Origin of the sequence: Flavobacterium sp. LS1P28 (assembly GCF_003970335.1) — a bacterium.
In the GTDB taxonomy this organism is placed as follows: Bacteria; Bacteroidota; Bacteroidia; order Flavobacteriales; family Flavobacteriaceae; genus Flavobacterium.
Map to the genome: position 1 here is coordinate 85,476 of NZ_RYDI01000003.1, position 25,000 is coordinate 110,475.

Below are 25,000 nucleotides of genomic sequence, written 5' to 3' on the forward strand. Positions count from 1 at the left end.
ATAAAGAAAAGAGATGTCAAAAATACTAATCATAGAAGATGAGGCCGCCATTCGAAGAGTACTTACAAAAATACTTTCGGAAGAAAATGATACTTATCAGGTGGAAGAAGCCGAAGATGGTCTTGCAGGTCTTGAAAAAATAAAAAATAACGATTACGATTTGGTTTTGTGCGACATCAAAATGCCTAAAATGGATGGTGTTGAGGTACTGGAAGCTGTAAAAAAAATCAAGCCCGAAATTCCTATGGTGATGATTTCTGGTCATGGCGATATGGAAACGGCTATCAATACAATGCGTTTGGGAGCCTTTGATTACATCTCAAAACCGCCCGATTTAAACCGATTGTTGAATACAGTTCGAAATGCTTTGGACAAAAAACAACTTGTAGTAGAGAACAAATTTCTGAAGAAAAAAGTCAGCAAAAACTACGAAATGATTGGCGAAAGCGACGCCATCAATCACATTAAAGTGATGATTGAGAAAGTAGCCCAAACCGAAGCCAGAGTTTTAATTACGGGACCCAACGGTACCGGAAAAGAACTGGTTGCACATCAATTACATGAAAAAAGTGAGAGAGCTAACTTCCCTTTAATCGAAGTGAATTGTGCGGCTATACCATCGGAATTGATTGAAAGCGAATTATTTGGTCACGTAAAAGGAGCGTTTACCTCCGCAGTGAAAGACCGCGCAGGAAAATTTGAAGCGGCAGATAAAGGCACTATTTTCTTGGATGAAATTGGAGATATGAGTCTTTCGGCGCAAGCTAAAGTATTGCGTGCTTTACAGGAAAGTATGATTACCAGAGTGGGAGCGGACAAAGATATCAAAGTCGATGTTCGTGTAGTCGCGGCAACCAATAAAGATTTGAAAGTCGAAATTGCCGAAGGACGTTTCCGGGAAGATTTATACCATCGTTTGGCCGTGATTTTGATAAAAGTTCCGGGATTGAACGAAAGACGGGATGATATCCCGATGTTGATTGCTCATTTTGCCGAAAAAATTGCTTTGGAGCAAGGAAACGCGGTAAAAAAATTCTCTTCAGCAGCGATTCATTTATTGCAGGATTATGATTGGACAGGAAATATTCGGGAATTACGAAATGTAGTGGAGCGTTTGATTATCCTTGGCGGAAACGAAATTTCTGAGAATGATGTGAAGTTATTCGCATCTAAATAAAATTAATTTAATGATTTAAAAATTTAATGATTTAAAGATTTGGCAATAGCTTTAATCTTTTAATTTTTTAATTTTTAATCTTTCAATCTAAAATAAATGAAACTAAAAAAAATAAACCAAGCGTTACAACAAGCCCTGATTGAAAACGGTTTGACTGAGGCCAATGCAATTCAAAAAGAAACATTTTCGACACTAAAAAGTGGTTCGGATTGTATTATTATTGCACCAAAAGGAAGCGGGAAATCAACTACAATCGTGCTAAATGTAATTCAGAGATTGACAGGAGCAACCGAAGAATCGCCAAGGGCTTTGATAATTGTTGAAGACAAAGCGAAAGTATTGGAAATGGAATCCCTATTTGAAAAATATGGGAAGTATTCTAATTTAGAAGTCTATGGTGTTCATGACAAAGGAGATATGGAATACGATAAGAATTATATTTCCAGCGGAATTGACGTGTTGATAGGGACTCCAAATAAACTAAGTGAAATGTTTACTACGGCTGGTTATAATGTAAACCGATTAAAAATGCTTGTTCTTGATGATGCAGATCCAATTTTGAAATTGCGTCATGAGACAAAAATCATGCGTATTTCGAATAGCATTGTCAAAACTCAACGTATTATTTTGTCGGAACAATTCACCGAGCGAATAGAGGTTCTTGCTGAAAAAATGCTGGTGGAGCCTTTTGAATTCGATTTTGATGGAGGAGAGGAAGAGGAAGAGGAAGAGGAAGAGGAGGAAGATTTAGAACCTGAAGTTGGAGATGACTTCCATAGCTAGAATAATTTATACTCCTTATGCTCCGCAAAGTTTTTAACTTTGAGGAGGTGTAGTTCAGTCTCAGACTGAAATAATAACAATAGAATAGGCTACATATTTGCTCCTCAAAGTTTTTAACTTTGAGGAGGTGTAGTTCAGTCTCAGACTGAAATAATAACAATAGAATAGGCTACATATTTGCTCCTCAAAGTTTTTAACTTTGAGGAGGTGTAGTTCAGTCTCAGACTGAAATAATAACAATAGAATAGGCTACATATTTGCTCCTCAAAGTTTTTAACTTTGAGGAGGTGTAGTCAAGTCTCAGACTGAAATAATAACGATATGAAAGAAGGCTACATTATCCGAGACTAATCAAAACCTCATTTTATTACGGCAACAGTTGTAGATTGGGTAGATGTGTTTTCTAGAAAAAATTACAAAGATTGCATTATTGAAAGCTTGGATTTTTGCATAAAAAACAAAGGGATGATTTTGTATGGATTTGTAATTATGTCCAATCATATTCATTTGATTATTCAATCCGAAGAAAGTAAATTATCTGATTTGATTAGAGATTTCAAAAAGTTTACGGCAAAGACTATTTTGAATAAAATAGAAAACGGACCAGAAAGTCGCGCAGACTGGATGTTAAAACGATTTGAATTTGCTTGTAAAAGTCATACGCGTAATGAAAAATATCAGTTTTGGCAATATGGCAGCCATCCCGAAGAAATCTTTTCTGAAAAATTTATGTGGTCTAAATTAGATTATATCCACATGAACCCAATACGAGCGGGAATAGTTATTAAAGCGTCACATTATTACTATTCAAGTGCATCGAATTATGTAAATGATGAAGGAATCATAGCAATTACAAAAGTTGACAATCCAGTAATAGATGTTTTAAAACCGTCTTCAATAACGAATAATTTTATTTGGTAACGAGGTCAAAATAAAATAGGGAAAACTATTAGATTATAAATAACAAGGTCAGGAGACCTTTAACGCATCCTCAAAGTTGGAAATTTTGCGGGGCTAAGAACAGATATTACATTGAAAATAATAAGGTCAGGAGACCTTTAACGCATCCTCAAAGTTGGAAACTTTGCGGAGCTAAGAACAGATATTACATTGAAAATAACAAGGTCAGGAGATCTTTAACGCATCCTCAAAGTTGGAAACTTTGCGGAGCTGGATATTACATTAAAAATAATAAGGTCAGGAGACCTTTTACGCATCCTTAAAGTTGGAAACTTTGCGGAGCTAAGAACAGATATTACATTGAAAATAATAAGGTCAGGAGACCTTTTACGCATCCTCAAAGTTGGAAACTTTGCGGAGCTGGGAGCTAAGAACAGGATATTAGATTATAAATAACAAGGTCAGGAGACATTTAACGCATCCTCAAAGTTGGAAACTTTGCGGAGCTAAACAATTAAATAAAGAGTAAAATGGGATTAATGAAAGTGTTTTCGGGAAGTGAAATTTTAGCAATGGCGTTACAAGAAAAAATCGAAGCGATTGGTGTAAATGTAGTAGTGAAAAACAATATACAATCGGCTCGATTGGGAGGATTTGGAAATTCAGATTTGGCGGTTGAATTGTTTGTTCAGGAAACCGAGTTTGCAAAAGTAAACCCCGTTATTGAAGAATTCAGAATGAGTATTTAAATTAGTATATTTGCTATTCAAATACGGATATAAGACGGATATAACTGCAAAAAAAAATAGAATTGATGGATTGATTACTTCACATCGATCATGAACGTAAACTGAGAAAATAATAGTGTTTAAATCTGTTTTAGACCAGAAATTTGTTGCTCATACTATAGCTGTTATCCAGTTTATAAAGAAGCTGATAGATGAATTTTATCAGGAAAATATACAACTATTGAGGATATATATAAGTAAATTGAGAAATGGTAATAGGTAAAAACAAATCACCCTACTTTAGTATAATGAAGCGAAAGCCGATTTAAAATTAATAGTTGAATTTATTAAATTAAAATCTCTTCAAGGAGCGAGAAATGGTATCAGAGATATTGTAATTCAAAGTAAAAATATTCATTTTGTGGAACAATATCAACTTGATGAATTCTTGGGAGAACCATACAGAAGAATGATTATTCTAACGTATAAAATTATTTATAAAATTCATTCTGAAATGAAAATTCGGATTCTTCAAATTTTTGACAATCGTCAGAATTCAATCAAATTGAAAAAGTAATTTGTGAATCCGCAGTAATTGAAACTACTACGTTTAAAAAATAAAAATGAAATATAAAATGTTGGTTTTGGACATGGACGACACATTGTTGAACGATGATCATACCATTTCAGACGAGAATAGAGGGATGTTGGCTAAGGCGCAGGAATTAGGGGTTTATGTTATTTTGGCTTCTGGACGACCTACACCTGCAATGATTGCCTACGCCAAAGAGCTACAATTGGATAATTCCTACATGATATCCTACAACGGGGCAGTAATTACCGATTTAAAGGAAGATAAAATTATTTTTGAGCAAATGTTAACACAAAAGCAAATCCATGAATTGTACGATTATAGTATAAAAAGTAAGACACATATTATTACCTATATTAACGGTAAAATTGTAAGTGAAACGGATTCTGAATACATAGAAATTGAAAAGGAAATTACCGGTTTAGCCCATAATAAAGTGGTGAGTTTTAAAGAGGAAGTGCAGTCTTCAGCTGTAAAATGTATTTTATTGCAAGAGCCAAGTTATCTTAAAGAAGTAGAAAAAGACCTGAAAATCGCTATGCCGCATCTAAGTGTCAGCATGTCTAAGCCGTTTTTTCTGGAAGTAGCACAAAATGGAATTGATAAAGGAGCCAGTATTGAATTTTTAGCCAAAAAATTAAATATTCTGCAAAGTGAAATTATTGCTGTTGGAAATGCAGGGAATGATTTAACCATGATTGAATATGCTGGATTGGGTATTTGGGTGGATAATGTGGATCCTGAATTAAGACACAGAGGAGATTTTATCGTGGCATCAAATAATAATCATGGAGTGGCTGAGGTGGTAAGACGGTTTATATTGAACTAAGATTTTTTTTAAGAGTTTTACAACTAATATAAAAATCAAGGTATTGTTGTAATCTTTGTAGGAGACCTGTTCGAATTTCTAAAAGCTTTTCTCTTTTTGTCTCAGTTCAGTAGTTTTTGAAGCAATTGCATATTCCTTCTTGTATTGTTTCTGAACGGCGTTAAAAAGCACTTGTAAAAGGTGGTGTCAGAAAAAATTCCTTTTGGGTTGTAAATTTATTTTAGCAATTTTATGCATAGAGTACAGATAAATTAAATTCATACTGAGCAAAATTCACTAAATGGTTTGCTGTATTAGTTTTAATTGCAATAATGGATGCCGTAGCACTTTTGAATTAAAATCCTTGGTAAACAGGAACTCAATATTGCTCATTTGAAACGCAAAATCAGGACTGGAAGCGTTATGAATACTATTGATTTTATATTCCCAATTTGAGTAGCGCTAGATTGAAAATCGGAAAGCTGCATTTGGTACTTATCATGCCATTCAACAATGTTTTGAGCATTTGCTTGAATTGCATTAAAAAGGAATATAATTAAAATTATTTTTTTCATCTTTTGAGTCTAAAGTAGTCTACTTCACGATGCTAGTATATAGAAAATTATTGATTTCATTTTCCAGAATATTGTTCGTAAATTTGCACTCTTAATTTTTTGACAACGATTTCATTAATTGAGTTATCTTATGGAAAACAGAAAAAAAGTTGCTTTTTATACACTAGGTTGTAAACTGAATTTTTCAGAAACGTCAACAATTGCCCGTACCCTGCAAGACGAGGGTTTTGATCGGGTAGGTTTTGAGGAAGTGGCTGATATGTATGTGATTAATACCTGTTCCGTTACGGAAAACGCGGATAAGCAGTTCAAGCAAGTTGTGCGAAAAGCGATGAAATTGAACAATAAAGCCTTTGTAGCGGCGGTGGGTTGTTATGCGCAATTGAAACCGGAAGAATTAGCGGCTGTTGATGGTGTGGATTTAGTTCTTGGTGCTACCGAAAAGTTTAAATTGACCGATTATATCAATGATTTGTCCAAAAATGATTTTGGTGAAGTACACTCCTGCGAGATTTCCGAAGCTGATTTTTATGTGGGAAGTTACTCGATTGGGGATAGAACCCGTGCGTTTTTGAAAGTACAGGACGGTTGTGATTACAAATGTACTTATTGCACAATTCCATTAGCAAGAGGGATTTCCAGAAGTGATGAACTGGAAAATGTATTGAAAAATGCAGCCGAAATTTCGAAACAAAATATCAAGGAAATTGTGCTTACCGGCGTAAATATTGGGGATTACGGAAAAGGGGAATTTGGTAATAAAAAACACGAACATACTTTCCTGGAATTGGTTCGGGAATTAGACAAAGTAGAAGGAATAGAAAGATTGCGAATATCCTCTATTGAACCGAATTTATTGAAAAATGAAACGATTGAATTTGTATCAAAAAGCAGAACTTTTGTGCCGCATTTTCATATTCCGTTGCAGTCTGGAAGCAATGATATTTTGAAATTAATGAAGCGTCGGTACCAACGTGAAATTTATACTGAAAGGGTAAATAAAATTCGGGAAGTGATGCCGCATGCTTGCATTGGCGTGGATGTGATTGTGGGTTTCCCTGGAGAAACAGACGAGCATTTCCTGGAAACCTATCATTTCGTGAATGATATGGATATTTCGTATTTGCACGTTTTTACCTATTCTGAACGTGATAATACTGAGGCAGCAACCATGGCAGGTATTGTTCCTGCTAATGTTCGGGCTAAACGCAGTAAAATGATGCGCAGTTTATCCGTCAAAAAACGCCGTGCTTTTTATGAAAGTCAGTTGGGAACTAATAGAACCGTTTTGTTTGAAAGTGAAAATAAAGAAGGCTATATTCACGGGTTTACGGAAAACTATGTGAAAGTAAAAACCCCTTGGAATCCGGAATTAGTAAATACATTACAAAAAATCAATTTGACAAAAATTGATGAAGACGGTAGTGTTCGAATGGAATTTGTTACAACTTTGGTTTAATTAGTTTTTAAACATATAAGTCATATAAGCAAAAGATTAAAAAACCATTAAGGGATTAAGTTCATTAAGTTTTATGCTTAATTTTCTTAATCCCTTAATGCTTTTTTTTACTAGATATTGGTCATTCGACTTTAAGACTTTTGACTTCCGACTACTTTTAAGGATTCGTAGACCAAATACTGCTGTTTTTAATGAAAACGCGTCGGTTAAGTTTGAGTTGTGCGATGATTAACTCTGCCATATCTTCTGCTTGCATGACTTTTTCCGGATTCCCGTCGGTCAGTTTTAAATCTTTGGCCATTTCCGTGGCAACCGTACTTGGGGTTAAGGCCGTTACACGAATATTGTGTTTACGCACTTCCTGCATCAACGATTCCGTTAATCCTAAAACGGCAAATTTTGAGGCACTGTAAGCGCTTGTCAATGCATTGCCACTTAATCCGGCTGTGGAAGAAATGTTGATGATGTCCCCGGTTTGTCTTTCGATCATATTGGGTAAAACGGCGCGAGTTACATAATAGGTTCCCATTAAGTTTACCTGAATGATGCGTTCCCAATCCGTAGGTTCTAATTCTAAAAATTTTCCAAAAGCGGCTATACCGGCATTGTTGATTAGAATATCAATGGTTCCAAATTCAGCCAATGCTTGCTCAACGGCAGCGTTTACCGAGTTGATATCAGCAACATCAGCAGTTATTGCAAGTGCTTTTACGCGCAACGAACGCACTTTTGCCGCTACGCTGTCTATTTCATCCTGTGTTCTGGCAATCAAAATTACATTAACACCTTCTTTGGCTAGGGCCAAAGCGATTGCTTTACCAATTCCTTTTCCTGCGCCGGTGATCAGGGCATTTTTATTTTTTAAATCTGTCATTTGGAGAATTATTTTAGGCCAATAAAAGGCTAAGTTTACTGTAAAAGTAGTCCGTTTTACATTTGAAATCTATTTTGATTTTCTATTTAATCTAAATTTAACGTTCTGTTATTTTGACAGGAACGAACATTTTTTAATCAAATGGACTTTATTTTTTGTCCAATGTCAGTTTGTAAATTTCGGTTTTTAAAACCTCGGTATCTTTGTCTTCACAGAGCAGGAATTCTATTTTTTCTTTTGAATTGGCGTATAAAGTCAACCCTTCGAATTTATGGGTGCTGCTAATTTTTTGTGTGAAATCGATTTTCATGGTTGTCAGGTTGATGCTTCCAATAAGACTTCCTAAAATTTCGCCATCCTCATAAGTAGATTTGGTATCTTCGGCTGTGGCCAAAAAATAAATGCTGTTGTCGACTAAAACGGCATCGGTAAAACTACTTCGTACTCCTTGTATTTTTGGGAGTTTGTAGTTGTTTGAAAGAATAGCGAAATCAATAGTGAGGTTTTTTCCTTCGATGGTAAAAAGGACATTCTTATTGGCGCTTCCGTTGCCACGATTCACTAAAAACCAACTTTTGCCATTGTAGATGGCACCTTCAATGTTGAAATCTTCGGCTTTTATTTCCCCGAAACTTTGCAGCGCTGCATATAAATTAGTGATATCATTTGTGGCAGTTACTCTTTTATGGCTGGAGTTGATTTGAATCATTTTGTTTCTTTTTTCGGTGGAACCGGAGCCAAAAACATACACGCTGTCTTCAAAATGGGTTATGGCTTCAAAATCAGCTTTGTCTTTTTTTGGCGTGTTCTCTGTAGGATTTTCCAGTAGCGGATAGCGTTTTAAATCCTTGGAATCGATGTGATATTCGTAAAGAAAGCCGCTGTTGTCGCCAATAATCAGTAGCAAATTGTCTTTGTAAACAAGTCCTGATGCGGAACCAATGCCGATAATTTGAAACAGTAATTCGAGTGTGAATTTTTCCATTGTATATGTTTTGAAAACAAGTGCCTAGCCCAGATAATAGTGGAAATCCTTTTATTATTTTTCTTTAAAATAATAAAAGATTGCAACGAATAGCTGGAATATGCTCCTAAAATTCATCAGGATTAATCCTTATAGTTTGTTACATTTGAGTTGCAAAGATAAATTATTTGTTATGAAATCTATAAATCCCGATGATTTTAAAGTGATTGGCAAAATGGAGCGAGTTGCAGGATGTGATGCATGCGCACAACAGGTTCTGGTTTTGATTTGTTTGCAAGGCATGGATACATCGTTAAGTGTAGCCTGATTCGGGAAGTTTGCGGTTTTTAACCGAATGCAAAATAACGTTATAGTTTGAAACCATAAGCCACACGAACGCCAACTTGTCCTACACCTTCTCCTAGAGTTCCATTGTTATTCACTCTAGGAAAATCAGAATAGTGCTCATATCGCAAAGAGATATCAATGTATTTTGTAGCGTAACCAATACTTGGCGCTACGATTAATGAGGTTTCATTATAACCGTTAGTCACTGCAAAAGCAGCACCGGCTTCTCCCATTACATAAAATTGATCGTCCCATATAAAAGCTTTAAAACCTGCTTTTGCCGGAATAAACCCTAGATCAGATCCATCAGCTTTACTTACAAATAAGTTGTTGAAACCAGTTGTTACGGTTACAGAATATCGTTTTGATAAATCATATTGTAATCTGGCATCGGCTCCTAAAGTTAATTTGTATGGATCATTTACGGAATATCCACCATTTACACCAACTCCTAAACGGAATCCTTGATCATAGTGCTCTACTTTGGTTGTTTCTTGAGCTTGTACATTATTTGCAAACATCATTACGATGGTACATGCAAATGCGATTTTCATTTTTTCTGTGATTTTCATAATTGTATTTTTTAAATTTATATTCTGTTTTGTAGGTTAAACTGCCCCCAAAACAACATATCAAAAGTAACAGTACCAATGCTGAAAAAGTTATACAATTATTTCGTTTTGTTATAGAATTTATAACTTGCAGCCTGTTTCACTAAAAAAGTAGTGATATATATCAAATAGTAGTGATGCAATTGAAAGCTTCTAATTATATTTGCCATCAAAAAAGCAAAAAGTGAATTTATCCCAATACTTCAAAGAGTTTTCTTATAATATAAGATTAGCGTATCCCATAATTTTAGGAATGTTGGGACATACCTTAATAGGGATTGTTGACAATTTCATGGTAGGAAAATTAGGGTCTACGGAGCTGGCGGCGGTATCACTGGGAAACAGTTTCATCTTTATTGCGTTATCGATAGGAATAGGATTTTCAACAGCAATTACTCCTTTAGTTGCAGAAGCTGATGCGGAAAAAGAGGAGGATAAAATCCGTTCTATTTTTCACCATGGATTGCTTTTATGTACAGTTCTTGGAGTCGCTTTATTTATTCTGACCGTTTTGTCCAAACAAATTATGTACTTGATGCACCAACCCAAAGAAGTGGCTGACATGGCTGCTCCGTACATTGACTGGGTTGCTTTTTCTTTGATTCCGGTAATAATATACCAGGGATACAAACAATTTGCGGATGGTTTAGCAAAAACTAAATATTCTATGTATGCCATACTTATGGCTAATGTGGTGCATATTTTTTTTAACTATGTTCTTATTTATGGCATTTGGATTTTTCCTAAATTAGGTATTCTTGGGGCGGCTTTAGGAACTGTCATTTCAAGAATTATGATGGTCGTTTTTATGCATTATTTAATAAAAAGAAATGCAGCATTAAAACGATATTTCAAAAATTTCAGTTTCAAGGAAATACGAAAATCAGTGTTGAAAAAAATCATCAATCTTGGGTTGCCTTCAGCCATGCAAATGCTGTTTGAAGTAGCATTGTTTACCGCTGCTATTTGGCTTTCAGGTTCGATTGGAAAAAACAGTCAGGCCGCCAATCAAATAGCCCTCATCCTGTCATCATCAACATTTATGGTCGCTATGGGATTGAGTGTTGCCGCCATGATCCGCGTGAGTCATACCAAGGGAATGAATGATTACAAAGAATTGATTGTTGTAGCCCGTTCTATCTTTTTACTGGCTATAATTTTAGAAACATTTTTTGCCATTATTTTTGTGGCGTTTCATCAATACCTGCCACATTTATTTTTGAATATGTCTGATTCGGCTCAAATGATTGATAATTCTGAAATTATCACTATCACATCAAAATTACTGTTAGTAGCCGCTGTTTTTCAAATTTCAGATGGAATTCAAGTTGTTGTTCTTGGTGCTTTACGTGGCTTGCAAGATGTGAAAATCCCCATGTATATTACCTTTGTGTCCTATTGGGTTATTGGTTTTCCAATTTCCTACTATCTGGGAAACTATACCAATCTAAAAGCAGTTGGAATTTGGATCGGGCTTTTGGCAGGATTGACGGCAGCCGCTTTATTTTTGTATATTCGCTTTGCAAGATTGACAAGAAAGTTGGTAATGCAAAGCGAGAATAAATAAAACAATAAATACTTAACTATTAAATTCATGGAATTACCAAAATTTTTACTGGGCGACAACACCGATTTTCCTGAAGATATTTTTATCATTCATTTGGATTATCCCCGATTTATTATCAATCTGAAAGATGATGAAGTCGAATTTATCGAAGAAGCCGAAGATCTGGATGAAGGCGAACTAAATGCAGAAATGGAAGGATTAATTATTCTTGCCAATGAGTTTTACGATAGAGAAATCAAACTTTACGAGGAGTAAATCTATTTTTTAAAATAGGTTTCTAATAATTTTTGAGCGGCTGCAAAGGGTGAAATTTCATCATTTTGCACCGCTTTTTTAGTTGCATTCATTGATGCTTGAATTTCCGGATTATTGTAAAAATTAGTTTTTAATTGTTCGTTGATGGTTTCTAACATCCAATATTGGTTTTGTTCTTTCCGTTTTTCAAAGAAATAATTATTGACTTTAGTAAGTTCCAGAAATTTATGAATGGTTTCCCAAACTTCCGCTATTCCTTCGTGACTTATGGAGCTACAGGTAGAAGTGGTAGGGATCCAGCCTGATTTTTTAGCCGGAAAAAGATGCAGAGCTCTCTTGAATTCCAGTTTGGCTAATTGAGCTTTTCGGATATTGTCTCCATCGGCTTTATTAATTACGATGGCATCAGCCATTTCCATAATACCGCGTTTTATTCCTTGTAAATCATCACCAGCCCCGGTAATTTTTAACAACAAAAAGAAATCTACCATGCTGTGTACTGCGGTTTCACTTTGACCAACACCCACCGTTTCGATCAATATAGTGTCAAAACCGCAGGCTTCACAAAGCGTGATGGTTTCCCTGGTTTTTCGGGCTACTCCACCTAGGGTTTCCCCAGAAGCAGATGGTCTGATGTATGCATTTTTGTCTTTAACCAATTCCTCCATTCGGGTTTTATCACCTAAAATACTTCCGTGCGAAATGGTACTGCTCGGATCTACTGCCAAAACAGCTACTTTCTTTCCTAAACTGGTCAAGTGCAAACCAAAGGCTTCAATAAAAGTGCTTTTTCCTACTCCGGGAACCCCTGTTATTCCTATTCTGACGGATTTATTGGCGTGAGGCAAACAAGCATTTATGACTTCATTGGCTTTCGCTAAATGGTTGGTGTTTGTACTTTCTACTAACGTAATGGCACGACTCAAAGCTGTGATATTTCCCGCTAATATACCGCTAAAGAGTTCGTTAGATGAAGGCTGTATTTTTCTAAATTGCTGGATATGTTCCACCGCTGCAGCACTGATAGCTTCAGGAGAAGAAACCCCAGGTTTTTCGTTAAGGGCAGAATGAAGTAGTTTTTTATTTGACAAAGCAGCTTTTTTTAAAAGTAAAATTAATAAAAAAGGATGGTGAATGAATGGTGATTTGCATAAAATATCAAATTGATCGTGATCACGCTTTTGATGCACAGCTAAATCAATAATTTTATTTTTTGAATTGAGTTTATAAAGGATTTGTCAATATCTTTGCACCATTATGAATAATTTTATCTTGATTTTTGTTTTTTTATTCCTCGGTATTGTGCTGCAAAATATAAAAGCATTCCCTGTTATTAGTGTTTACAAGCTGTTAAATAAGCTTGTTATTTATATTTGCCTTCCGGCTCTGGCCTTGTATTATATTCCAAAAATAGACTGGAGTCCTGAATTGTTATTCCCTATTGGGGTAGCCTGGATTGGATTTGTAGTTTCCTATTTGTTTTTTAGTTTTTTAGGAAACAAATTTGGCTGGTCTAAGAAACTCACTGGGTGTTTAATTATCACGGCTGGTTTAGGGAACACATCTTTTTTAGGTTTTCCAATAATTGAAGCATTATACGGTGAAGAAGGTTTGAAAACGGCTATTTTAGTAGATCAGCCCGGTTCTTTTGTAGTGCTTTCGACCTTAGGGATTCTGGTGGCAACAGTATACTCTACCGGAAGTCCAAATGGTGTTCAAATTGCCAAGAAGATTCTGTTTTTTCCACCTTTTATAACTTTTTTAGTAGCCTGTTTGATGAATGTTTGTAATGTGGATTTCCATGAGTACATCCAAGTTTTATTTCAAAAAATGGGAAGTGCAGTAACTCCTTTGGCTTTGCTATCGGTTGGTTTGCAATTGCGTTTTGAACGGAAAAGCCAGCACTGGAAGTTTTTAGGATTGGGCCTTTTGTATAAATTAATTTTGACCCCGGCTCTTATTTATGTGTTGTATGTATTGATTTTGCAACAGCATTCTAAAATTATTCAAGTTGCTATTTTAGAGTCGGCTATGGCCCCAATGATTACAGCTTGTATTTTAGCTTCTACGCACGGTTTAAAACCTCGATTGAGCAGTATGATGATCGGTTTTGGAATACCACTATCTTTTATCACGTTGTTGTTTTGGTATTTTTTGGTTCAATTGGTGTAATTTCTCGGTTGCTAAAGAAAAACGATAAACTAGCCTCACTTACTTCATTCCAATATCGGAAAGGATGGTGATACGTTGGTATAGGACTATGATTTCGCACTGCTTTGAAAGAAAAAAAGTTGATTTTAGTTTGAAATCCAGAAAAAGGAATGTGCCGTACTATTATATGGGAGCAGCGTACTCCTATTTATTTTGAATAAAAAAAGCTCGCCTGGATTAAAATCTTTAGCGAGCCTTTTAAAAAATAAAAAACAAACAAACTTATTTTTGATTCTCCAAGCGGTAGGAAGTTGTTTCAGTGTAGGTTTTTCCAAATTGATCTGTGGCTTTAATCTCGATCGTATGTACGCCTATTTCCAGATTCGTAGGAATTTTTCCTTTCCAAAGATGTTTGCTTTCTATAGGATTAGACGAGCGTCTACCAGGAATTAATTCTTCGGTTAGATCCCATTCATAAACCTCAGTGGCATACGAAGGATCTATTTCCTTTACATAGTCCATTGCTTTCCATTCGCCTTGGTCTACACGGTATTCGAGGCTGTCGTTTTTACTTCCCATAAAGAAATTCACATAAATTCCGGATCGGGTAGGACGGCCTTTTTCCACTACTTTGGGTGCAAAAACTTCCATTTGATAGGTTTTAGGTTTGCCCGCCACTTTATAATCCAGACTGTATTTATTTCCTTTAAAATTAATAAAGGCATATCCTTTTGGTGTTCCATCACGCATGGTCGAAACCGGAACGCCTTCAGAATTCAGTTTTCCGGAATACCAATCTCCGGAAGTGGTTCCAACATTGTAATGATGGTGTGGTTTTTCCTGTAACCAGCCATCGGTTTTGTCAAAGTAATCCTGGCGTTGAATGTGGGTATGGGCAGAAAGAGAAAGTGTGTTTGGGAAATCTTTTAAAAGCTCGAATAACTGATCCCGATCTGCATCTCTGAAAGTATCTTCATCGGTAGGCTCACTTATTGGAATATGAAAAGCCAGCACTATTAAATGTTCTTTTGAAACCAATTTCAAATCATTGGCTATAAACTGCAACTGTTTTGGTGTAAAACCGCCCCAATATCCTTTTTGATTTCGGGGATCAGGATAGAGCACATTATCCATGACGATAAAATGGACTTTACCATAATTGAAGGCATAATTTGCTGGGCCAAAATGGGCTTCGTAGGTTTCATCGGCCATTTCATCTGTGGTGGCATCAAAATTAAGATCGTGATTTCCCAATAAATTGTACCACGGAATCCCCGCTTTTTGTACCGCTTTAATGTAAGGATTAAAAAGAGCAAGGTCATTTCCTACTAGATCTCCTAGGCTCAATCCGAAAGGAACATTTTTAATTCCTTCTACTTCGGCTACAATCCCTTTGGCAAAAAAGTCAACTTCAGCCTGGGTATAAGGTTGCGGATCACCAAAAATAAGAGCTGTGAACTCTTGATTTTCCTGTTGGGGAACCAAACCAAAATCGATTGATTTAGGCAATTTTCCCGTGGGGTCTACTCCTTTGAATTTTAATTGAGGAGAGCCATTGGGTTTGTGATTGTAAAAAAACTGAGGCAGATTATTTTCATCCACGCCTACTTTATAATTGGTGGGTTTAATTACGGCTATAATTGCATCGTCGCTAATAGGCAGGATGTATTTACCTTTTTCATCGGTAAGGACCACTTCCAGACCATTGGTTACGGAAACATTAGCAATTCCTTTTTCATTTCGTTCTTTTTTGCCGTTCTGATTGTGGTCTTCAAAAACACAACCTTGAACGTTGGTTTGTGCCATAATTCCTATTGAAAACAGCAAGGCACAAATGGAGAATGTTGATTTTTTCATTGTTTATTTATTTTAAATTAAGATTTTATTTGTCCCACCAAACTTTAGTGTTAATATCATCTGTACCCAACATTTCAACTGCTTTGAGGTAATTTTGCTGGTTGTTGATTTGAATGCTCGTTGGATAATAAAAACGGGAAGGCATAATTCCATTATTTTCCATGGCAGTCGTTTTTGGAAGAATTGGGAATCCAGTTCTGCGGTATTCAAACCACTGTTGGTAATCGATAAAATAAAGGGCATAATATTTTTGAAGCATGATTTTTTCTAAAGTACCATCATAAGCTGCTAATGAATTATTAAAATAAGTACTGGGTATTGTGGCTCCCAATTGCTCCATGGCGGCCTGAACTCCTTTTTTATAATGCGTTTCGGCATCCGTGGTGAATCCTCTTTGCGCCATTTCGGCTTTTATAAAGGCTACTTCGGCATACGTCATCAAGAAAATATTCATGGGATTGGTTATCTGAGTTGCATTAAACGTAGAAGCATTGTAAGCAAACTGAGATTCAGCTCCTGCATAGGCACTGGGAATTCCTTTGTAGCCTATGGAAACATTGTTCAAGTCTCTTGCAACACCAGCAATAACAGGTCTTCGGGGATCGGCCATGGTGTTTAGATTGTCTATAAAAAAAGAGGCTATTTTTACGTTTAAACTAAAATCCTGCGGTCTTCCCCAAGGAGAAACATTAGGGGTTACCCCAGTTACTTTCAGGATGGCAGATTCGGATGTGTTTTCAAAAACAGGGTATTGTGTTGGATTTTGAATCATCGTTGCCAACTTTTGAAAAGAATTGGTTTCGGTACGGTTGGATATTCTCAACAACAAACGCATTTGAAGGGAATTAGTGAATTTTCTCCATTTCGTGACATTGTTTTGAAAGAGGATGTCACTGGCATAAATCATAGGTGTAGCGGAATTATAAAGGGCATTTGCTCGTTCTAAATCGGCTAAAATAGTGGTGTAAATTAATTCCTGAGAATCAAATGCGGGATAAAGGTTGCCTTCCTCACCGTTTACAGCTTCGGTCATGGGAACCGGTCCAAAAATATCCGTAAGATTGGCATACACCCAAGCATTTAGAGTCAGTGCAATGGCTTCATAATTGCGATCTTCTGCCCGTATCGCCGCAGTTTTCATTTCCTTGATATTATTGAGCCATTTGTAGTAATTAGCCCAGGACGAATACCCTATTTCCTGACTTAAATCATAACGGTGAAGCCCTCCGGAAACGCTGGGAAAGGGGAGCGATACCTGCATCAAATCGAACGTGACACCCGCACTTCTAGTCGCGTTGTGTGTAGCCAGACCATAAATAATAGGATTAATTAATGTTCCCGGACTTATCTGGGCAATCCGGTTAGGGTCTTCATTGAGCTCGCTAAAATCGCCCGTGCAAGCAAAGTTTAGCAGTATTAGAACTAAAGTTGCAGTAAAAATTTGTATCTTTTTCATCTTTAAATAATAGTTTAGAAATTCACTTTTAAATTAAAACCATAGGTAGCAGGGGTGGGCATTTGACCCATTTCGATACCGGGTAAAATAGTATCTCCATTTAAGGCTGCCGTTTCCGGATCGAAAATAGGAAAGTCAGAAAGAACCGCTAAGTCTCTACCGAAAACCGATACATCTAAACTTGTAATGCCGGTATTCTTAAGCCATATTGGAGAGAAACTGTATTGCAGACTTACTTCTCTCAATTTTACATAAGAAGCTTCAAAAGAGTTGGACTCGACATTGGCTCTGCGGTAATACCTGGCGTACCAGTCCGGAGTCAGTGCCTCAGTAGTGTTTTGAGAATACGTACCATCGGAATTTAATACAACTCCTTCGCCTACAATCACTCCTTCTTCGCGTCCTTTTATGGTAGATCTGATTTTACCCATTTCAGATAGTTTATGATGGGTTTGGGAATAGATGATACCGCCAAGTTGACCATCCAACATGACATTTAAACCTATGTTTCCAAATTTAAAACTGTTGTATAATCCGGCTCTCCAATCCGGAGTGGCATCGCCTATGTATTGAATTTCATCCGGATAGGCCGGTAAACCCGCATTGTCATATACAATCTGACCGTCAGGAGATCGTACAAAACCGTAGCCGTATATTGCGGTTGTTGTGCCACCCTCTTTGGCAATCAATGTGGCTGAACCTCCTGAACCAATGGTTTGTTGTCCCTGAATACCATCGGCAAGTTCCATGACGCGATTCCAGTTTTTGGACCAAGTTAAAGTGGTTGACCACTTAAATTTATCCATATTGACAATTTTTCCGGTTAGGGTGAGTTCAACTCCTCGATTTCGAACTTCGCCAGAATTCATGATGCCGGAACTGAATCCCGTTGTGATGTCTAAGGGAACAGAAATAATTTGGTTTTTAGTCGTTGTCTGATAGACCGTCGCGTCAAAATTGATTCTGTTTTTGAATAATCGCCCTTCAAAACCGGTTTCAATACTGGTGGTGATTTCCGGTTTAAAATTGGCATTATACAAGGTTGATGGCGCTACTGCTGAACTTGCAAAGGCAGATTGATCGTAGTATTTACTGGTTCTATACGGATCAGTATCATTACCCACTTGGGCAAGAGACAATCGGTATTTAAAATATTCCAGTGATTTGGGTAAGTTGAATATTTCAGAAAGAATAAAACTGGTATTTACAGAAGGGTAAAAGAAAGAATTGTTTTGTACTGGTAAAGTACTGGACCAGTCGTTTCTGCCCGTAACATCTAAGAAAATCTGATCTTTAAAAGAAAGGGAGAACAGTCCGTACAAGCTATTGACTTTTTTATAACTGTCATTTACACTTATGATTGGATTGCTGACCCCATTTGCCAATTTATAAACATCAGGAACGACCAAGCCTTCCACAGCAGCATCCATCCTTTGGTATTTATAGCTCATCGCATTTCCACCTGCTGACGCAGAAAAGGAAAAATCGTTTGACAGCTTATTCTTGTAAGTCAATAAAAAATCAGAATTTACTTCCTGCATAAATACATCCTGTGTTCTAAAAAATCCTTTAGCATACCGGTTGATACTGTAGGGTCTTTTTTGCTCCCGATCCTGATGGTAGGTGTTTAAAGCAGTTCTCAATAAAAGATCTAAATTGGGAGCCAACTGGATTGTGGCGTTCAGATTTCCCACGATTTGGTTACTTGCTAAGGAATTTGTAGCTTCATTGGCAATTAAATAGGGATTATCAATATAACTACTGAAGGGTTGCAGCTGTTGGATTTGGTTTTGACCTTGTCTCCAAATAGGGCGGTACCAATGGAGATCTACATTTGGATTTTGGAAAATCGTAAAGTAGGCGATAGAGCCATTATTGTAACCGGTACTCGGTAAATTGTCACTGTCTCTGTTGTTGTAATTGATCACCGAAGCAATTTTAATTTTATCCGAGATTTTATAATCCGCATTCACAGAGGCTGTAATTCTTTCAAATCCGGTATTAGGCATGATCCATTCATTTTTAGAATGACCAATAGACATTCTCATGGAACCATTTTTGTCCCCGCCTTGAAGCGTGAGGTTGTTGTTTATAGTAATTCCGGTACGCCAGAAATCTTTAATATTATTCTTGTAGGGAGTCCAAGGTGTTCTTTCGGTTCCTTGAGTCTGCGTTACGGGATCGTATTGAAAATAGGATTGTCCGTCAAATTTTGGTCCCCAGGCGCTACTGGTGGAACCCGTATTGTTTCCATCGGCAGAACTTAAATAGGAATAATACGGATTTCCATTTCGATCAAATGATTTGCCGGTACCCTGACCATATTCATATTGGTAATCTGGCCAACGTTGAATGACGTCAAAAGTGACTCCTGTATTATAGCTAATCCCAAGGCCTTTGTTCTTTTTACCGGATTTGGTAGTGATAATTAACGCACCATTTGCGGCACGACTTCCATAAAGTGCAGTGGCTCCGGGTCCTTTTAAGACTGTTACGTTTTCGATATCATCAAGGTTAAGGTCTGAAATACCGTTACCAAAATCAACTGGAGAATCGCGGCCCATATACGCACTGTCAGATCCTGAGCTGGTTATTTTACTGTTTAGGGGAACACCATCTACAATAATTAAGGCATTATTCCCATTGGGATTCAACGAATTATTTCCTCTTAAGGTAATTTGTTGGGAATTTAGAGGCCCGGATCCTGAGGAAACGATATTTAAACCGGCCACTTTTCCTTTTAGGCCTGAAGACCAGTTATTTGGAGCAGTTTGTGCCAGATTATCAGCATTGATGGTTTGTTGCGAAAAACCCAATTGTTTTTCCTGTCTTTTAATTCCTAAAGCGGTTACCACAACCTCGTTCAGCGCATTAGTGTTCGCTGTTAAGCGGATTACCAGTGGCGCAGAATTATTTGCGGATACTTCTTTGTCATCAAAACCCATATAGGAAACTACTAAAATCGCATTAGCCGTGGAGGTGGTCAGACTAAATTTTCCGTCAAAATCAGTTGTGGTGCTGTTTGTAGTTCCTTTTTCTAAAACGCTTGCTCCAGGTAAAGGCAAGCCTTGAGAATCATTTACTGTGCCGCGGGTGAGCTGCTGGATTGAAGGAGATTTGGTTACAGAAATGGTATTGTTGATGCGGCGAAATTGAAAGCCAGTTTGGGCGGTAATTTTATTTAAAATAGTATGTATGCTTTCCTTGTTTACCACTAAAGTCAAACGTTGTTTTGAAGAGGCGATTGCTTGGTCAAAAACAAAGGTGTAAGGAGTCTTTTTTTCTAAGATATCAAAGACTTCCCTGATTTGGATTTCTTTGATGTCGATAGAGAAGTTTTTCTCCTCGGTAGTTATAGTTGTATAAGGCATTGCAGCCATTTCAGAAAATATGAAGAGGAAACTGAACAGGTACAGGTATTTTTTTAATTTTAGGGAAAAAAGAAATTGGATTTTCAAATTCATTTTAATAGGTTTTAAATATTTATTTTGTTTTAATGGGATCTCAATTCGAATGCCACTTAAGTATTGGTTTTAATAGCGAATTCCAGCATTTACTTCTTTGGTTTTTCTCGTATAAAAATGGTGTTTTGGTTTTGAACGTGAATTTCTAATTGTTTTACCTCGGCAATACTGTTGAGGATAGTAGTGATATTTTCGTTTTTAAATTTTCCGGTAATCCGAAGTTGCTCTAATTCCGGATGCTCAAAAAGAATGGTGACATTAAATTTATTTCTCAAAATTGCGGCTGTTTCGCCAAGGCTTGTATTTTCGAGCACTATAATATTTTTAGTCCAAGCCAAGAAATCTTCCCGGGTATTGTTTGTGAGCAGTGGAAGCTGTGATGTATGAAAACGCAGTTGTTGATTTTTAGTTAGCAATACGTTGTGATTGGGGTTTTCTTTAGAATTCACGGTTACTTTTCCGGATAGCACACGGATGGTATTGGGGTAATTTTCATACGCGCTAATGGTAAAAGAAGTTCCTAAAACTTTGATTTTGAATTGAGGGGTTTCTACTGTAAAAGGACTTTTTGGATTGCGAACTACTTTGAAATAAGCTTCTCCTTTAAGGTCTAGTTTTCGGTTGTTTTTGAAATTGGTTGCGTAAGTAACGCTGCTGTTGCCATTTAAAACCAGCTGACTGCCATCAGGCAAAAAGAGTGTTTTTATTTCCCCTTTGGCAGCGGATTGTGTGATGCGATTTGTACTGGTAGATTGGGTTATTACGAAAGAAATTCCGATAAAAAGAAGTGCAATGGCAGCTATTTTGCCTATATTCGAATAGCGTTTTTGCTGCTTTCCTTTGGGCTTGTTAATGGTAGTATTTATTTTATGTAGGATTGCATTTCTTTTCTCTTGGGTTAAAGAAAAGATTATGATGTTTTGTTCTTTCTCTGTTTGTTTAAAGAAGAAGGTTTCTACAGCCTCTTTTTCGGATAGGGTGCATTTATTTTGAACATATTTTTGGGCTAATGTGAGGAAGTCTTCTTTTTGCAAAACGGGTCTTTTTACTATAAGTACCCGCTGGTATTGTTTTTACGTAGTGGGAAATTCAGTCTTAAAGATTTGGTAACAGAAGGGGGAGTGGATTAACATTGCAGCAACATTCCCGTAATAAAAATCGAGAATTGGCAGGGGTCAATCTTCATTTTAAGCAATTTCAATCCATCACTGATGTGCTTTTCTACGGTGCGGACTGAAATGTTTAATTTTTGGGCAATTTCAATATTGGTGTAATGTTCCAATCGGCTCAGGATTATGACTTCTTGGCTTCTGGGAGGGAGTTTCTTTATTTGCTTAAAAATTTCGGATTCAAATTCTTGGTATACTAAATGCTTGTCGGTTCCGGAAGGATTCGGGATGTTTTGGAGTATTTCAAGATGCCCGGAATCAAATTTTAAATCCCGAATGTGATTGGCAACTTTGTATTTGACGGCTCGGAGTAAATAACCTTCTAAATTTTCAATAAATGTATTGGCTGATTTTTCCCAGAGACTAATAAATATTTCCTGAACAATATCTTCGCAAATGGCTTCCTCTTTGTAGATTTTAAAAGCATAGGTATACAATCTTTTCCAATAACGGTCAAATAAGATGCCAAAGGCAAGCTGATCCTGGTGCTGCAATCTTGTTTGTAATTCCGTATCGGATAATAGCAGTAGTGTTGTTTTCATGCTGTAGTAGTTGCTACAAATGAAATCAATTTTAACAAGCTGGGATTCGAAAGGAGTTTAAGCTATGGTTAACGAATGTCGATGATTTATCCCCAACGGTGTTAAACATTTTTTTTTCTGGTTATTAAAAAGAAAAACGGCGCTGAAATAAGCGTCGTTTTTTATAAAGTGAAAATGGAAGGTTTTAGTTTAGCATTTTTTTCCGCTGACTTTTGCCATTGTTGCCGCACACTTTTTTCCTTCGGCTTTGCATTTTGTTTTGCATGTTTCAACTTCTGCGGCAGTCATTGCTTTGGAGTCTTTTTTGGCACAACAGGATTCTTTTTTAGCTTTTGCGACAGCTTTTACTTCTTGCGCACTAAGAGCAGTAGTGAAGAATGCAATTGCAACAAATGTTAGTATTTTTTTCATGTTATAAATTTTAAAGTTGGTTTATTTACTTTGGATATCAGTCCAAATATAGATAATAATTCAAATCAATTTTAAAATTCAGAGTACTATTAAAAATATAAGGTAAGTTTTATTTTTTATAAATATACTTTTTAAGTATTTCTCTAAATAAGTTTTGCTGTTCTGCCATTAATAGGATTATTTTACAGGACTGTCCGTAACTAATACCACTTAATTATTCCAGCCACGAATTACCCGAATTACCCGGAATTTTTATTTTAATTTTAAAAAAAATGCTGAAAATTAATGTGATTCGATGCTAACTTTTTTAGGAATAGTTCTCTTTTGTAAATATAGTCCACTTAGTCGAGAGTCCTTTTGTTTTTTAGCAACTGTCCTTTTACAGAATTATCCAAACGCTATAATTTAACTGTTCAAATATAAAATATTTTTCAGTAAAACACTCTTTTTTTACCGTTTAAAAGCTATTATCACCGTTTAAACGCGTAAAAATGTATTTTTTCTGCTTTTTTTGTAAAAAAAAAATAGGCAAGGCAGTACTGAATTTCTACAAAGAGAGGCGTAATAATTTTTATAAATACCTAAACAGGATTTTAATTTACTGTAATAACAAATCGTGCTTGTTTTAATTTTTTTCCATCTTTTTTACGGATTAAAACGCAATTTTTAACTAATTTTAGCACCTTATTCAGAGTATACAGCTAGGTCAAAAAGGAGTCAAAAGCATCTTAAATAGTATGGCTTTCAGTCTTTTGTTTTTAATTAATTTAACGGTTTAGGCTGCTTTTTGCTACTCCTTATTCGCGTTAATAATACAGTTTTATTAAAAAATATGAATTCATCTTCTGATAATGCAACACAAATTGACACTGCCGTTATTGCACAGCAAACCGTGTATCCTGTCCTGTTTTCTATTGCATTTGCTCATTTGCTCAATGATTTATTACAGGCCGTTATTCCGGCCGCGTACCCTATTTTAAAAGAAAATTTTAATTTAACCTTCACCCAAATCGGGTTAATTACCTTGGCCTATCAATTAGCGGCTTCCATTTTGCAGCCGATCGTGGGACTCTACACGGACAAAAGACCAAAACCTTTTTCCCAAATTTTCGGAATGCTTTTTACCTTATCCGGAATTGTGGGTTTGTCCTATGCGTCCAGTTTTTCAATGATCATAGTGTCGGTTGTATTGGTCGGGATCGGTTCGTCTATTTTTCATCCTGAAGCATCCCGAATCTCCTTTTTGGCCTCTGGAGGAAAACGGGGTTTGGCACAATCCATTTTTCAGTTGGGGGGCAATGCAGGAACAGCAATCGGGCCTTTACTGGTTGCCTTAATTGTGGTTCCTAATTCCCAATATCACATCATTTGGTTCGTCTCCGTCGCCCTTATCGGATTGGTTGTTTTGAGTAGGATTGCCCTGTGGTATCAAAATCATTTGAGTTTAAGGAGCGCTAAAAAAACGGTAATCAATTTGCCTAATTTGTCTCAAAAAACGATCGCAATCTCCGTGGGAATTTTGATGGTTTTGATATTTTCAAAATTCTTTTACATGGCCAGCATGTCCAGTTATTTCACCTTTTATTTAATCGAAAAATTTGGATTATCAGTGCAGGATGCCCAGTTTCACTTGGTTTTGTTTTTAGCTTCTTGCGCAATAGGAACTTTAATTGGTGGGCCTTTGGGCGATAAATACGGCAGGAAATACGTCATTTGGTTCTCTGTCTTGGGAGCCGCGCCTTTTACCTTACTGTTGCCGTTTGTCGATTTATTTTGGACCGGAGTCCTTTCCGTCCTCATTGGAACTATAATGTCCTCAGCCTTTCCGGCTATTCTGGTTTTTGCACAGGAATTACTGCCTAAAAAACTCGGAATGGTTTCTGGACTTTTCTATGGTTTCGCCTTCGGAATGGGAGGTTTAGGCTCTGCTTTACTCGGAAATCTAGCAGATCACACCAGCATCACTTATGTCTATTACCTGTGTGCCTATTTGCCGCTGATCGGAATTATTGCTTTCTTTTTGCCTAATTTAAAGAAAAAATAATACTTTTTCGTAGCTATATTTACTTCGTCAGTTCGCTTCGCTCGTATCCTGCTCTGTACTTGTATTCCAAGGTAATAAAAACTACAGCTGAAAAAGCCTCGTTTTTCTAAATCGGGAGATGCTGTTGCGATCAGAGCTCTAGGTATTTGGTTTCCTAATGGCATTATTTTTTAAAGGGCTTCGTTCTGGTTTTTATAAAAATTAGTAGAATTTTAAGAGTTGTTTTCCCTCTATAGTGTGTTTATTTCAATACCTTACAGTGTTA

At 36.6% G+C, this 25,000-nt stretch carries 22 protein-coding genes; 11 read left to right on the forward strand and 11 right to left on the reverse strand.

What is annotated here, in order from left to right; genetic code table 11:
* The first annotated feature begins 13 nt into the window (after positions 1-13).
* The 5 genes from EKL97_RS04270 to EKL97_RS04290 all read left to right on the forward strand — a co-directional run bounded on the left by EKL97_RS04270 (position 14) and on the right by EKL97_RS04290 (position 5,009).
* Positions 14-1,177: a sigma-54-dependent transcriptional regulator gene (locus EKL97_RS04270; RefSeq protein ID WP_126461194.1), complete on the forward strand. Its 1,164-nt coding sequence runs from the start codon at positions 14-16 to the stop codon at positions 1,175-1,177.
* 96 nt (positions 1,178-1,273) lie between these two features.
* On the forward strand, positions 1,274-1,960 hold the full coding sequence (locus EKL97_RS04275; protein WP_126568235.1) for a DEAD/DEAH box helicase: 687 nt from the start codon (positions 1,274-1,276) through the stop codon (positions 1,958-1,960).
* 366 nt (positions 1,961-2,326) lie between these two features.
* Positions 2,327-2,881: an REP-associated tyrosine transposase gene (locus tag EKL97_RS04280; protein ID WP_233588550.1), complete on the forward strand. Its 555-nt coding sequence runs from the start codon at positions 2,327-2,329 to the stop codon at positions 2,879-2,881.
* A 509-nt stretch (positions 2,882-3,390) separates the two neighbouring features.
* Positions 3,391-3,609 carry a DUF2007 domain-containing protein gene (locus tag EKL97_RS04285; protein WP_113633582.1) on the forward strand — a complete coding sequence of 73 codons (219 nt, stop codon included), beginning with the start codon at positions 3,391-3,393 and terminating at the stop codon, positions 3,607-3,609.
* A gap of 602 nt (positions 3,610-4,211) precedes the next feature.
* Positions 4,212-5,009: a Cof-type HAD-IIB family hydrolase gene (locus tag EKL97_RS04290; RefSeq protein ID WP_126568237.1), complete on the forward strand. Its 798-nt coding sequence runs from the start codon at positions 4,212-4,214 to the stop codon at positions 5,007-5,009.
* 368 nt (positions 5,010-5,377) lie between these two features.
* On the opposite strand, the gene EKL97_RS04295 is transcribed toward EKL97_RS04290, so the two are convergent.
* The gene (locus EKL97_RS04295; RefSeq protein ID WP_126555233.1) at positions 5,378-5,563 is read right to left on the reverse strand and encodes a hypothetical protein; all 186 of its coding nucleotides are present in this window, start codon (positions 5,561-5,563) and stop codon (positions 5,378-5,380) included.
* Between the two features lie 130 nt (positions 5,564-5,693).
* On the opposite strand from EKL97_RS04295, the gene mtaB reads away from it, so the two are divergent.
* The gene (gene mtaB / locus EKL97_RS04300; protein WP_126461178.1) at positions 5,694-7,022 is read left to right on the forward strand and encodes a tRNA (N(6)-L-threonylcarbamoyladenosine(37)-C(2))-methylthiotransferase MtaB; all 1,329 of its coding nucleotides are present in this window, start codon (positions 5,694-5,696) and stop codon (positions 7,020-7,022) included.
* Positions 7,023-7,179: 157 nt separating this feature from the next.
* Here the strand turns inward: mtaB and EKL97_RS04305 are convergent, their stop codons facing one another.
* The gene (locus tag EKL97_RS04305) at positions 7,180-7,896 is read right to left on the reverse strand and encodes a 3-ketoacyl-ACP reductase (RefSeq protein WP_126461175.1); all 717 of its coding nucleotides are present in this window, start codon (positions 7,894-7,896) and stop codon (positions 7,180-7,182) included.
* A gap of 148 nt (positions 7,897-8,044) precedes the next feature.
* On the reverse strand, positions 8,045-8,881 hold the full coding sequence (locus EKL97_RS04310; protein ID WP_126568239.1) for a DUF6929 family protein: 837 nt from the start codon (positions 8,879-8,881) through the stop codon (positions 8,045-8,047).
* A 172-nt stretch (positions 8,882-9,053) separates the two neighbouring features.
* Between EKL97_RS04310 and EKL97_RS15970 the strand changes: the two genes are divergently transcribed.
* The gene (locus tag EKL97_RS15970; protein ID WP_255416325.1) at positions 9,054-9,188 is read left to right on the forward strand and encodes a hypothetical protein; all 135 of its coding nucleotides are present in this window, start codon (positions 9,054-9,056) and stop codon (positions 9,186-9,188) included.
* A 40-nt stretch (positions 9,189-9,228) separates the two neighbouring features.
* On the opposite strand, the gene EKL97_RS04315 is transcribed toward EKL97_RS15970, so the two are convergent.
* A complete protein-coding gene (locus tag EKL97_RS04315; protein ID WP_126461169.1) occupies positions 9,229-9,780 on the reverse strand; it encodes a hypothetical protein in 552 nt (183 codons plus the stop codon).
* A gap of 223 nt (positions 9,781-10,003) precedes the next feature.
* Here EKL97_RS04315 and EKL97_RS04320 point away from each other — a divergent pair, with 223 nt between their 5' ends.
* Positions 10,004-11,386, forward strand: coding sequence for an MATE family efflux transporter (locus EKL97_RS04320; RefSeq protein ID WP_126561833.1), 1,383 nt, complete (start codon positions 10,004-10,006; stop codon positions 11,384-11,386).
* A gap of 27 nt (positions 11,387-11,413) precedes the next feature.
* A complete protein-coding gene (locus EKL97_RS04325; protein WP_126461163.1) occupies positions 11,414-11,641 on the forward strand; it encodes a hypothetical protein in 228 nt (75 codons plus the stop codon).
* 2 nt (positions 11,642-11,643) lie between these two features.
* Here the strand turns inward: EKL97_RS04325 and meaB are convergent, their stop codons facing one another.
* Positions 11,644-12,732, reverse strand: coding sequence for a methylmalonyl Co-A mutase-associated GTPase MeaB (gene meaB, locus EKL97_RS04330; protein WP_126555221.1), 1,089 nt, complete (start codon positions 12,730-12,732; stop codon positions 11,644-11,646).
* Between the two features lie 166 nt (positions 12,733-12,898).
* On the opposite strand from meaB, the gene EKL97_RS04335 reads away from it, so the two are divergent.
* Positions 12,899-13,813, forward strand: a complete 915-nt coding sequence (locus EKL97_RS04335; RefSeq protein WP_126453692.1) for an AEC family transporter — start codon at positions 12,899-12,901, stop codon at positions 13,811-13,813.
* A gap of 261 nt (positions 13,814-14,074) precedes the next feature.
* On the opposite strand, the gene EKL97_RS04340 is transcribed toward EKL97_RS04335, so the two are convergent.
* The 6 genes from EKL97_RS04340 to EKL97_RS04365 form a co-directional block, all read right to left on the reverse strand.
* The gene (locus EKL97_RS04340; RefSeq protein WP_126555219.1) at positions 14,075-15,649 is read right to left on the reverse strand and encodes a calcineurin-like phosphoesterase C-terminal domain-containing protein; all 1,575 of its coding nucleotides are present in this window, start codon (positions 15,647-15,649) and stop codon (positions 14,075-14,077) included.
* Positions 15,650-15,674: 25 nt separating this feature from the next.
* A complete protein-coding gene (locus EKL97_RS04345; protein WP_126555216.1) occupies positions 15,675-17,105 on the reverse strand; it encodes a SusD/RagB family nutrient-binding outer membrane lipoprotein in 1,431 nt (476 codons plus the stop codon).
* Positions 17,106-17,119: 14 nt separating this feature from the next.
* Positions 17,120-20,569, reverse strand: a complete 3,450-nt coding sequence (locus tag EKL97_RS04350) for a SusC/RagA family TonB-linked outer membrane protein (RefSeq protein ID WP_126568240.1) — start codon at positions 20,567-20,569, stop codon at positions 17,120-17,122.
* 89 nt (positions 20,570-20,658) lie between these two features.
* Positions 20,659-21,603: a FecR family protein gene (locus EKL97_RS04355; RefSeq protein ID WP_126561837.1), complete on the reverse strand. Its 945-nt coding sequence runs from the start codon at positions 21,601-21,603 to the stop codon at positions 20,659-20,661.
* A gap of 92 nt (positions 21,604-21,695) precedes the next feature.
* Entirely contained in the window at positions 21,696-22,280 is a 585-nt protein-coding gene (locus tag EKL97_RS04360; RefSeq protein ID WP_126461145.1) for an RNA polymerase sigma factor, read from the reverse strand.
* Between the two features lie 189 nt (positions 22,281-22,469).
* A complete protein-coding gene (locus EKL97_RS04365; protein WP_126461142.1) occupies positions 22,470-22,691 on the reverse strand; it encodes a hypothetical protein in 222 nt (73 codons plus the stop codon).
* An 832-nt stretch (positions 22,692-23,523) separates the two neighbouring features.
* Here EKL97_RS04365 and EKL97_RS04370 point away from each other — a divergent pair.
* Entirely contained in the window at positions 23,524-24,735 is a 1,212-nt protein-coding gene (locus tag EKL97_RS04370) for an MFS transporter (protein ID WP_126568242.1), read from the forward strand.
* The last annotated feature ends 265 nt before the right edge of the window (positions 24,736-25,000 follow it).